The organism is uncultured Methylobacterium sp. (genome assembly GCF_964251405.1).
Classification (GTDB): Bacteria; Pseudomonadota; Alphaproteobacteria; order Rhizobiales; family Beijerinckiaceae; genus Methylobacterium.
In genome coordinates this window covers 1-11,489 of record NZ_CAXUJR010000106.1, presented here as the reverse complement: position 1 = coordinate 11,489, position 11,489 = coordinate 1, and the positions used below count along the sequence as shown (strand labels likewise).

The 11,489-nt window shown below is 65.7% G+C and carries 9 protein-coding genes; 5 read left to right on the top strand and 4 right to left on the bottom strand.

The window, feature by feature from the left end:
* Positions 1-217 precede the first annotated feature (217 nt).
* From ACFE7U_RS15625 to ACFE7U_RS15610, 4 genes are read left to right on the top strand one after another with little or no spacing between them, the layout of a single operon-like run.
* Positions 218-976, top strand: coding sequence for an ABC transporter ATP-binding protein (locus ACFE7U_RS15625; RefSeq protein ID WP_375410639.1), 759 nt, complete (start codon positions 218-220; stop codon positions 974-976).
* 25 nt (positions 977-1,001) lie between these two features.
* Positions 1,002-1,724 carry an ABC transporter ATP-binding protein gene (locus tag ACFE7U_RS15620; protein WP_375410638.1) on the top strand — a complete coding sequence of 241 codons (723 nt, stop codon included), beginning with the start codon at positions 1,002-1,004 and terminating at the stop codon, positions 1,722-1,724.
* Positions 1,725-1,728: 4 nt separating this feature from the next.
* Positions 1,729-2,616 (top strand): branched-chain amino acid ABC transporter permease, encoded by an 888-nt coding sequence (locus ACFE7U_RS15615; RefSeq protein ID WP_375410641.1) that lies wholly within the window; start codon positions 1,729-1,731, stop codon positions 2,614-2,616.
* Positions 2,617-2,644: 28 nt separating this feature from the next.
* On the top strand, positions 2,645-3,607 hold the full coding sequence (locus ACFE7U_RS15610; protein ID WP_375410637.1) for a branched-chain amino acid ABC transporter permease: 963 nt from the start codon (positions 2,645-2,647) through the stop codon (positions 3,605-3,607).
* 70 nt (positions 3,608-3,677) lie between these two features.
* Here the strand turns inward: ACFE7U_RS15610 and ACFE7U_RS15605 are convergent, their stop codons facing one another.
* The 4 genes from ACFE7U_RS15605 to ACFE7U_RS15590 form a co-directional block, all read right to left on the bottom strand.
* Positions 3,678-4,400, bottom strand: a complete 723-nt coding sequence (locus ACFE7U_RS15605) for an ABC transporter ATP-binding protein (RefSeq protein WP_375410636.1) — start codon at positions 4,398-4,400, stop codon at positions 3,678-3,680.
* Complete coding sequence (locus tag ACFE7U_RS15600; protein ID WP_375410635.1) at positions 4,393-6,438, bottom strand: ATP-binding cassette domain-containing protein; 2,046 nt, start codon at positions 6,436-6,438, stop codon at positions 4,393-4,395. Before ACFE7U_RS15600 ends, ACFE7U_RS15605 begins: the two co-directional genes overlap by 8 nt.
* Positions 6,439-6,510: 72 nt before the next feature.
* Positions 6,511-7,383: a branched-chain amino acid ABC transporter permease gene (locus ACFE7U_RS15595; RefSeq protein ID WP_375410634.1), complete on the bottom strand. Its 873-nt coding sequence runs from the start codon at positions 7,381-7,383 to the stop codon at positions 6,511-6,513.
* A 250-nt stretch (positions 7,384-7,633) separates the two neighbouring features.
* Entirely contained in the window at positions 7,634-8,827 is a 1,194-nt protein-coding gene (locus tag ACFE7U_RS15590) for an ABC transporter substrate-binding protein (protein WP_375410640.1), read from the bottom strand.
* A 727-nt stretch (positions 8,828-9,554) separates the two neighbouring features.
* Here ACFE7U_RS15590 and ACFE7U_RS15585 point away from each other — a divergent pair.
* Entirely contained in the window at positions 9,555-10,880 is a 1,326-nt protein-coding gene (locus ACFE7U_RS15585; protein ID WP_375410633.1) for a TAXI family TRAP transporter solute-binding subunit, read from the top strand.
* The last annotated feature ends 609 nt before the right edge of the window (positions 10,881-11,489 follow it).

Below are 11,489 nucleotides of genomic sequence, written 5' to 3'. Positions count from 1 at the left end.
GATAGCGGCTGCCCGTCGATCGGCCAGTGATGCCGGCCCGAGTAGGAGCGGGATTTTCCTCCCCCTTGCGGGGAGGGGTTAGGGGTGGGGGTGGTACCGCTGGCCTCCGCAGCGGGTCACCCAGCCACCCCCACCTCCAACTCCTCCCCGCAAGGGGGAGGAGAGGTGCGCACCGACCCGTCAGGATCGATGTCCGGGCCGGCGCAGGCCCGTCACCATGACCGCCGCCACGCCCATCCTCACGGCCACCGGCCTGCGGAAGGAGTTCCGCGGGTTCAAGGCCGTCAACGGCGTCGATCTCTCCATCCGCGAGGGCTCGATCCACGCCCTGATCGGCCCGAATGGCGCCGGCAAGACCACGGTCTTCAACCTGCTGACCCAGTTCCTCAAGCCGACGGGCGGGCGGGTCGTCTATCGCGGCCGGGAAATCACGGCCCTGCCCCCGGCCGACGTCGCCCGCCTCGGGCTGGTGCGCTCGTTCCAGATCTCGGCGGTGTTCCCCAAGCTCACGGCACTCGCTAACGTCCGCGTCGCCCTGCAGCGGCGGGCGGGGCTCGCGACGCAGTTCTGGCGGTCGAACGGCGTGCTGTCGGTGCTCGACGACCGCGCGCGCGCGCTGCTCTCGGATGTCGGCCTCGACGCGCATGCCGACACCGAGGCCGCCGACCTGTCCTACGGCCGCAAGCGCGCGCTGGAGATCGCGACGACACTCGCACTCGAACCCGACCTTCTCCTCCTCGACGAGCCGATGGCCGGGATGGCGCACGAGGATATCGGCCGGGTCAGCGACCTCATCCGCACCGTCGCGGTGGGGCGAACGGTCCTGATGGTCGAGCACAACCTCTCGGTGGTGGCCGACCTCTGCGACCACGTCACGGTGCTCGCCCGCGGCGAGGTCCTGGCGGAGGGCAGCTACGCCACGGTCAGCCGCGATCCGCGCGTGCGCGAGGCCTATATGGGGTCCGAGGATGCTTGAGCTCGGCACCCACGACTCCGTGCCGATGGCAGCGATCGCGCCCACGGGACCCGCCCTCCTCGACGTCGCCGGCCTGCATGCCTGGTACGGCGAGAGTCACGTCCTGCACGGGGTCGACCTCAACGTCCGTCAGGGCGAGACCGTTTGCCTGCTCGGCCGCAACGGTGCGGGCAAAACGACGACCCTGCGCTCCATCCTCGGCATCGTCGGGCGCCGGAGCGGCCGGGTGAACTTCGACGGACAGGACCTGACCCGGATGCCACTCCACGGCCCGGCCCGGGCCGGGCTCGGCTACGTGCCGGAGAACCGCGGCATCTTCGCGGGCCTTACGGTCGCCGAGAACCTGATGCTGCCGCCCAAGGTCGCCAACGGCGGCATGAGCGTTGACGAGATCCACGCGCTCTTCCCGAACCTCAAGGAGCGTCGCTCCAGCCCCGGCACCAAGCTGTCGGGCGGCGAGCAGCAGATGCTCGCGATCGCCCGCGTGCTGCGCACCGGCCCGAAGATGATCCTCCTCGACGAGCCGACCGAGGGGCTCGCCCCGGTCATCGTCCAGCGGATCGCCGCAGCCCTGATCCAGTTGAAGGCGCGCGGCCTCACCGTGCTCCTCGTCGAGCAGAATTTCCGCTTCGCGCGCCGCGTCGCCGACCGCTTCTACGTCATGGAGGGCGGGGTCGTGGTCGACGCGTTCCGGTCCGACGAAGTCGAGGGCCGTCTTGAGCGGCTTCACGAATTGCTGGGTGTCTGACGCGATGACGATGATCTTCGGCGTTCCGATCCAGGCCCTTCTCGGTCAGCTCCTGCTCGGGCTCATCAACGGTTCGTTCTACGCGATGCTGAGCCTCGGCCTCGCGGTCATCTTCGGCCTCCTGCGGGTGATCAACTTCGCGCACGGTGCGCAGTACATGCTCGGCGCCTTCGCGGCCTGGCTGCTGCTGGAGCATCTCGGCATCGGCTACTGGTGGGCGCTGCTACTCGCCCCCCTCCTCGTCGGCGCCGCCTCCCTCGTGGTCGAGCGGGTCGCGCTGTCGAAGCTCTACGATCTCGATCCGCTCTACGGGCTGCTCTTCACCTTCGGGCTCGCTCTGACGATCGAGGGCGCCTTCCGATGGCAGTTCGGGGCGGCGGGGCAGCCCTACGCCACTCCGGACGCGCTCGTCGGCGCCAAGAACCTCGGTTTCATGGTGCTGCCGATCTATCGCGGCTTCGTGGTCGTCGCCTCCGTCGTCATCTGCCTCGCCGTGTGGCTGCTGATCGAGCGCACCAAGTTCGGCGCATACCTGCGCGCCGCCACCGAGGATCGGACGCTCGTCCAGGTCTTCGGCGTGAACGTGCCGCGTCTGCTGACCCTGACCTACGCGCTGGGAGCCGGACTCGCCGGGCTCGCCGGGGTGCTGGCCGCGCCCATCTATCAGGTCAGCCCGCTGATGGGGTCGAACCTCATCATCATCGTGTTTGCCGTCGTGGTCGTGGGCGGCATGGGCTCGATCGGCGGCGCCATCCTGACGGGCTACGCCCTCGGCGTGCTGGAAGGCCTCACGAAAGTGTTCTATCCGCCGGCCTCCAGCATCGTCATCTTCGTGGTGATGGCCGGCGTGCTTCTGGTTCGTCCCGCCGGTTTGTTCGGGCGAGAGGGCTGATCCCATGGATGCGCGGCCGACCGACCTCATGCCTGCCGATGCGGCCCAACCGCCGAGAAGCGACCGGAATCGTGCGCTCTACGCCGGGCTCGCGATCCTCGGAATCCTCGCCGTGATCGCGGCGCCGTTCGTGGTCTATCCGGTCTTCCTGATGAAGATCCTGTGCTTTGCCCTGTTCGCAGCGGCCTTCAACCTGCTCATCGGCTATGTCGGACTGCTCTCCTTCGGGCACGCGGCCTTCTTCGGGGGCGGCGCCTATGCCAGCGCCCACGCCCTCAAGGTCTGGGGCTGGCCGCCGGAGCTGGGCATCCTGTTCGGTGCGGCCGTCGGTGCGCTTCTCGGGCTCGTGATGGGCTTCTTCGCGATCCGCCGCCAGGGCATCTACTTCGCGATGATCACGCTGGCGCTCGCCCAGATGGTGTTCTTCGTCTGCCTGCAGGCGCCCTTCACTGGGGGCGAGGACGGCATTCAGAACGTGCCGCGCGGTCACCTGCTCGGTGGGCTGCTCGATCTCTCGGTGAACCTCAACCTCTATTACGTGGTGCTCGCCATCACGGCCTTCGGGCTGTTCGCAGTCTGGCGGGTGGTTCACTCGCCGTTCGGCGCGGTCCTCCAGGCGATCCGCGAGAACGAACCCCGCGCGATCTCGCTCGGGTACCGGGTCGATCGCTACAAGCTCGGCGCCTTCGTCATGTCGGCGGGCCTCGCGGGCCTTGCCGGCGGCACCAAGGCGCTGGTCTTCCAGCTCGCCACCCTCACCGACGTCGCCTGGCAGATGTCGGGCGAGGTGATCCTGATGACGCTGCTCGGTGGGATCGGGACGCTGCCCGGACCGGTCGTCGGCGCGGCCCTGGTCGCGGCGCTGGAGCATTACTTCGCGACGTCGTCGTTCCCAGTCACCATCCTGACCGGGCTCGTCTTCATGGCATGCGTGCTGCTCTTCCGCCGCGGGATCGTCGGCGAGGTCCTGCATCGGCTGAGGCGGCGCTGACGCGGCTTCTCAGGCACGGAAGGTCGACCGCGCCGGCACATCGACGTGCGAGTGTGCCGGCGCGGTCGGATCAGTGGGCGCCGCCCAGATAGGCCGCCTGAACGGCCGGGTCGTTGCGAAGCTGGGCGGCCGGCCCCTGGAACCGGATCCGCCCGTTCTCCATGACGTAGGCATGATCGGCCACACCCAAGGCCGCCATGGCGAACTGCTCAACGAGGAGCATCGTCACCTGCTCCTCCTTGAGCCTGCGGATGGTGCGGAAGACCTCTTCGACGAGCTTCGGGGCAAGGCCCATCGAGGGTTCGTCGAGAAGCAGGATGTCGGGGCGCAGCATCAAGGACCGGCCCATCGCGAGCATCTGCTGCTCGCCGCCCGACAGAGTGCCGGCGAGCTGGGTACGCCGCTCCTTCAGCCGCGGGAACAGCTCGAAAGCGCGTTCGCGGTCGGCCGCGACGTCGCCCTTCGGGCGCGAGCCGGTGAGGCGCGGGAACGCTCCGAGCGTCAGGTTGTCCTCGACGCTGAGGGTCGCGAAGACACGGCGGCCCTCGGGCGAGTGCGCCAGCCCCGCGCTCGCCACGTCGTGGCTTTCGAGCCCGCCCACCTCGCGGCCGTTCAGCCGGATCGAGCCGCTGCGCGGGCGGATCATGCCTGACAGCGCCCGCATCGTGGTGGTCTTGCCCGCGCCGTTCGATCCGATCAGCGTGACGACCTGACCTTTCAGGACCTCGAACGAGAGGCCGTGGAGAACCTCGATCTGGCCGTAGCCGGCGGAGAGATTGGTGACCTCAAGCATGGACGGGCTCCTGGTCCGCGACCGGGCTGCCGAGATAGGCCTCGATCACCTTGGGGTCCTTCTGGATCTCGCGGGCACCGCCCTCGGCGATCTTGTGGCCGAAATCGAGGACGCTGACGCGGTCGCACAGGCCCATGACCACGTCCATGTGATGCTCGATTAGGATCACGGTGATGCCGGCATCGCGGATTTTGCGGATGATCGTGGTGAGGTCGGCAATGTCCGGCGCGGTGAGGCCGGCGGCGGGCTCGTCGAGGAGCAGGAGCACCGGATCGAGGGCGAGCCCGCGGGCGATCTCGAGCAGGCGCTGCTTGCCGTAGGGAAGATTGCGTGCCTCGACCTGAGCGAGGCCGCCTAGACCCACGAAGTCGAGGATCGCCATGGCGCGGATCCGCGCGTCCCTCTCCTCGCGCCGGCGCCGGGGCGTGCTCAGGATCGCGTCGACGATATTGCCCTTGAAGGCGTGGTGCAGGCCGACGAGCACGTTCTCCAACGCCGTCATCTCCCGGAAGAGCTGGACGTTCTGGAAGGTGCGCGCGACGCCGGCCGAAGCGATATCGGAAGGCGTCTGCCCATCGAGGCGCTTCGTTCCCGCCACCGTGGTCAGGGTCACCGATCCGCCTGTCGGCTTGTAGATGCCGGTCAGCACGTTCATCATCGTGCTCTTGCCTGAGCCGTTCGGACCGATCAGCCCGTGGATCGTGCCCGGACGCACGTCGATGTCGACGCCCGCGAGGGCCTTCAGCCCGCCGAACTGCATCAGCACCGAATCGATCTTGAGCAGCGGGTCGGCATCAGCCCCGCCCCGCTGCGCGACGAGCGCGGCGCCCCCCGCCGTCAGCGTCCGCCCCTCGGCAGTATGGGCCGGGCGCAGGGCCGGGATCTTGTCCCGCAGGAACCCGACGATGCCGTCCGGCAGGTAATAGACCACGAACAGGATCATCAGGCCGAAGACGGTGAGGCGGAAATCCGTGACCGATTGCAGTGCCAGCGTCGCCGGGAAGAACAGCAGGCAGAGCACCACGGGCACGAGGATCGTGAAGCGGTTCTCATGCCGGCGAAGGAAGGCGAGTCCACCCACCACGAGGGCCACCAGGGCGATCACCCCCGCCATGATGCGAACGAGTTCGATATCGGCCAGGATGTTGGGCATCATCACGATGATCGCCGAGCCGATGAGCGGCCCGGCCCTCGATTTGCGCCCGCCCATGGTCACCGCCAGCAGGAACAAGACCGTGAGTTCGAAGCCGTAGGAGTTGGGGGCGACGTAGCGCTCCGACCACGCGAACAATGCGCCGGCAAGGCCCGCGAGTGCCGCCGAGATGACGAAGGCGTAGACCTTGTAGCGGTAGACGCTGACGCCCATGCAGTCGCACGCGATCGGCGAGTCCCGCAACGCCTCGAAGGCCCGCCCGAAGGGCGAGCGCACGATTCGGTTCACGACAACGATCGTCAGCAACAGAGCGGCGCAGACGAGGTAGTAGAATTCGAGCTTGCGCCCGGCAGCACCCCAGGGTGCCTGCATCCCGATGAGGGAGAAATCGAGGACACGCGCCGGCGGCAGGGTGATGCCGAGGGGGCCGTTGGTGATCGGCGTCAGCTCGTTGATGAAGATCTGGATGATGGTGCCGAAGGCGAGCGTGACCATCGCCAGGTACGGGCCGGTGACGCGCAGGGCCGGCACGGCGAGCAGGAGGCCGAAGAGTGAGGTGACGCCGATCCCGGCCAGCAGCCCGTACCAGAGGCCGAGCTTGAAGTGCATGAACAGGACAGCCGCCGAATAGGCCCCGACGCCGAACAAGCCCGCATGCCCGAGGCTGACCTGCCCCGTGTAGCCGACCACGATGTCGAGCCCGAGGATGAGGATGGCGTAGATCGCGATCACCACCAGGAGGTGGATGTAGTAGGAACTCGTGATCACGTGCGGGAAGGCCACGAGGAAAGCCACGAGCAGGACGGCCCCGAAAAGACCGATATGACGGCCGAGCCTGGGCGCGGCCGTCGGTGCCGCTGCGGGTGCGAGGGTGGACTGCGCCATGGCGTCAGGCTCTTGGTGGGTGGATGCGAGCCGGCGCGGGGCGGCCGGGATGGCGAGCAACGGCTGTCACGCTCAGACCTTCTTGATCACGGCCTTGCCGAACAGCCCGACCGGGCGGATCGAAAGGACGACGAGGAGGAGGATCAGACCGGGCACGTCCTTGTAGCCGGTCGAGATGTAGAAGCCGGTCAGCGTCTCGGCCACGCCCAGGATCAGTCCACCGACGATGACGCCGAGGCCGGATTCGAGCCCGCCGATGATCGCGACCGCGAAGGCCTTCAGCGCCAGCACCGCGCCCATTGTCGCGCCGGTTAGCGTCACCGGAGCGACGAGGACGCCCGCAAAGGCCGCCGTCATGGCGCTGATCGAGTAGGATAGGGTGATGATCTTCTGGGTGTTGATCCCCATCAGGCCGGCCGCGTCGATGTCGTTCGAGGTCGCCACAACGGCCTTCCCCCAGATCGACTTGCGGTTGAAGATCTCGACGGCGAGCATCATCAGGAGGGCGCCCGCGACGATGAGCAGCTCCATCGGCAGCACCCGGGTCTCGCCGAACTGGATCGCCGCCTCGGGAAGCGGCGAGGGAAACTTGAGGTCGTCGCGACCCCAGATGTTCTCGGCGACGTTGCGGAAGATGATCCCGAGCGCGATGGTCGCCATGATCCATCCGTACTCGGACTTGATCTTGACTGCCGGGCGGACGCCGAGCCGCTCGACGACGGCGCCGAGGGCGAAGCCGAAGACGAGGACCAGCGGGATCATCAGCCAGTACCCGACGATCGGCGCGAGGGTCAGCCCGAACAGGGCACCGAGAGCGAGCGCTTCGCCCTGGCCGAAGTTCAGCGTCTTCGACGTCGCGAAGGTGAGCTGATAGCCGAAGGCGATCGCGGCGTAGATCATGCCGACGGCGACGCCGGACGCGATGAGCTGCAGGAAGATGGCCATGGGGATGATACCGGATCGAGCGGAACGTCTTATGGCACCGGCCAAAAAGGTGGGTGTCACCTTTCGGAAAAAAGCCGATGCTTGAACAAGGATTGAAGGCATCGAACCGGAATTCAGATCCGGTTCGATGCCCTTAGGTCTGCGCTTGCGTGTCGGCCAATCGACCGACTGCGAAACGCAATGGAAGACCGGCCTTCGCGAGCGGGTTTCTCGTGGCAACCTGCCGCGAAAGACCCCTCGACGAAAGGCTTTAGTTCGCGGCCTTCTCCTTGACGCGGACGACGCTCGCGCTCTTGGCGTCCTCGTCCTTGGCGTAGACGATCTTGCCGTCCTCGACCTTGCCGAACACGATCATGTTGCGAGTGATCGCATTGTGGTCCTGGGCCGTGAAGGGCTTCTCGTAGGTCGTCACGACGCCCTCGACCTTTTCCTTCAGGTCTTCGAGCGCGGCGCGGATCTTCGGTCCGTCCGTGGCGCCCGCCTGCTTGATCGCAGCCGCCAGCAGGAACACCGAGTCGTAGCCCTGCGCGCCCGCGACCGGGGTCGGGATCTTGTTCACCTTATAGGTCGAATAGTAATTCTCGAGGAAGGCTTTGCGCTTTGGCAGCGTCCGGTCCTCGATGAAGGTTTGGGGCATGATCACGCCGTTACCGTTGGCGCCGGCAATGTCGATGAAGCTCTGCATCGAAGACGGCCAGGAGGTGATCATCGGGACCTTCCAGCCGAGCTTGGCCATGCCGTTGGCGATCTGCGCGAGCTCGGGGCCGATGCCGTAGGCGAGGATCACGTCGGCGCCGGCCTGCTGCGCCTTGAGCAGCTGGGCCGTCATGTCGACGTCCTTGATGTTGAACTTCTCGACGACCACCGGCTTGATGCTCTTGCCGGCGAGCCATTTCTCGAGATCTTCGCGGCCGAGCTGCCCGTAATTCGTCGAATCCGCCAAAATGGCGATCTTCTTGTAGCCGCGCGCGATCGCCTCGTCGGCCATCATGCCGGCCTGAAGCACGTCGTAGGCCGAGTTCCGGAAGACGTAGTTGCTGTCGTAATCCGGCGCCTTGAACTGGTTGGTGATCACCGTGCCGGTGGCGACGTTGTTGAAGACCGGGATCTCGGCTTCTTGGTAGAAGCGTTGCGCGGCCAACGCGACGCCGGTATTGATGAAGCCGAGCGTAGCGACGACCTTCTCCTTGTTGATCAGCTCCTGCGCAACCTGCGCGCCGACCTCGTTCTTGGCTTCGTCGTCGCGCTCGACGAGGAGGATCTGTCGACCGAGCACACCGCCGTTCTTGTTGATCTCGGCCGCCGCGAGGCGTGCCCCGTCCCGCATCGAGACGCCCATCGAGGACGAGCCACCGGTGTAGGGGCCGGTCACGCCGATCTTGATGGGATCGGCCGCATGCGCCGGCGTGAGGCCAAGCGCCGTAGCGCAGACCAGCGCGCCCATGAGCGCGCGTCTCTCGAGTGTCATCGTTTCCTCTCCGCAATGCCGACCGGCTGCCCTTCGAAGTGGCATTCTCAGTCTGGTGTGTAGTATTTCTGGTCGAAGTCGTTCACGACTGTCAAGCTCTAAACGCAGCCCCGATGTCTCGGCTATTACTGCCGATTTAACGATGACCTCGGGCGTAATGGGATAGAGGTGCAGTTTGGATAATAGCTTTAATACGGATTTTAACAGTAAATATTGCCGCATACTTTTTAATTTCCTGGTTATAGCATCATATATTCTGTTAATGCATTATCGATTTCATGACCGGCAGCAACCTCGAAATACCAATCAGCCCCATTCGTGATTGTTCCAAGATGAAGGAAATAATTTCCAATGAATATTGGTGTGAAAGATCACGCGAATTCAACAAACAATTGTTTTTGGCATCGGGCTCGGTAAGCCGGGTCCAGTGCGCACCGTTTCCTGCGCTGCGTCAATGGTTTCGATTTCCCTGTTCATAGGATCAAGCTCGAGGCTGGCCCGGGAATCCCTTTACGTCCACCTCTCATCCTCTTGGGCTTGCAGCGTTTGGGACGTTCAGGAACAACGATCGGGATCGTGGTAGCCCGAACGGTCCTTGATTCCGGTTGAGGCCCAGCACAGGCAGGACTGGAGCCTCGCTGGACCCAAGCCTCGCCGGACCATCGGCGCGACGCCAAGAGAAGCACGGGAGATGAACGGACGCATGGCGAACCCTTGGGCTAGACGCGAGATCTGGTTCCTCACTCTCGCAGTCCTGCTCGGAGTCGGTGGCGGAACGATCTTCTGCTTCTCCCGTGCCACCATGCTGACCATCGCGGTGGCTCCCTTGGGGGGAACGGAACCGGCGCTGCTGCGTGCCTACGCGGACGAGCTCGCGGCACGAAGAAAGGGCCTAACGCTCAGGATCGTGTCCTACGATGGCGTGCGAGAGAGCGCCGAGGCTTTGCAGGCCGGACAGGTCGATCTTGCCGTCGTCAGGCCGGACGTGATGATGCCACGCAACGGGTTGACGCTGACCGTCCTGCGCGAGCAGGCCATCTTCATCGCGACACCGGCCAGTTCCGGTATCAGGGCCATGCCGGACCTCAGCGGCAAGCGGTTGGGGATCCTGGCTGAGAGGATCGCCGATCGCGCGCTGGTTCAAGCCGTCCTCGATCACTACGGCATCGGGTCGGCGGGCCTCGACTCATACAGTCCGGCCACGCTTGTCCCGGTCGAGGAGGGTGACCTTTCCAAGGCTCTCAGCGAGAGCCGTATCGACGCCCTCATACTGGTCACGACGCCAACGAACCCGGCCGCGATGCGCGTTCTGCGCATTGTCCGGGATGCCGCCGACGCTCGGGACGTCGTTCTATTCGGGTTGCCCGAGGTCGCTGCGATCATCGCCCGCCTTCCCAAGCTTCAAGCCGTCACGGTTCCATCAGGCCTGTTCGGCGGCAATCCGCGCCTGCCCCACGAAGACCTATCCACCGTGGGCCCCTCCTATCGCCTGATGGCCAGATCCGACCTGTCGCGCGGCGCAGCGGCCGCAGTCACGCAGCACCTGTTCGAGATGCGGGCCGGCTTAGCCGAGAAAGTCCCATCGGCCGACGCCATCACCCATCCGGCCTACGATACGACCGTGGCGGCGACGAGTGCCAGACTGCCGATCCATCCCGGGGCGATCGACTTCTATGAGCGCGAGCAAGAAAGCTTCATCGAGCGATACGAGTCGTGGATTTACCTCGTCGCCATCTTCGGAGGCGGACTCGGCTCCGTCTACGCCTGGCTGCGGCAACGCCTTACACGTATCCGACGGCACCGCATCGAGGTGGCGACGGAAAGCCTCTTGAAGATCCGCGCGAACGCGCGTCGGACGACGGACGCCGAGCAGTTGCGCAGTATGGCCGGCGAGATCGACGATCTCGCGGCCAGCATCGCCCGCAATGCCCTGAACCGGCCCACCGAGCCCCGGACGTTGACCGCCGCGACCGTCGCGATCGATGCCGCCCGTTCTACCGTTCGCCGGGCGATCGGCGACGCTCGCTAGAACCCGTCGCGGCAGGGCACGCCTAGATCCCGAACGGCCTGTCAGATACGCGTTCCCGTGTCCCGTGGCGGCGCGCCGCAACGCCAGCGCTCGACCCGCCAGGTCGGATGAGCGTTGGTCCATTGGGCCATCTGGGGTTGCGCCACGGCGAGGCATCGCTGCGGACCTGACACTTCTTCGGAGAAGGTATGGAGCCGCGTGACACAATGCGCCGGGTTCTCGACCAGGCAGGTGATGAAATACAATCCGTACAGCATTGCATATCCACCACCCTTGCTTCGCGTTTTCGGACCGCCCGTTTCGCAGCCTTCCAAGACCTGCAAGGGCAATACGGATGCCATCCCGTCGAGGCACCTGGGACCGAAACCAGGCTAGGATCGAGCACGCTGACAGCTTGCGACAACGACGCCGGTTCGGTCGACGATCCCGAACCGACGCCCAGAACCTTATCCGCTCTCCGATTGTTGATCATCCATCGGCATGGAGACCTCGGCATGACCGCAAGAGTGTACCCTGCGCCGAACCAGACGCAGTCCGGCGGACCCGCCAACAGCCTGGCCTGCCCCTATTTGGTGGCCCAGGTGCGAAGTTAGTGCATCGTCGGTCGCG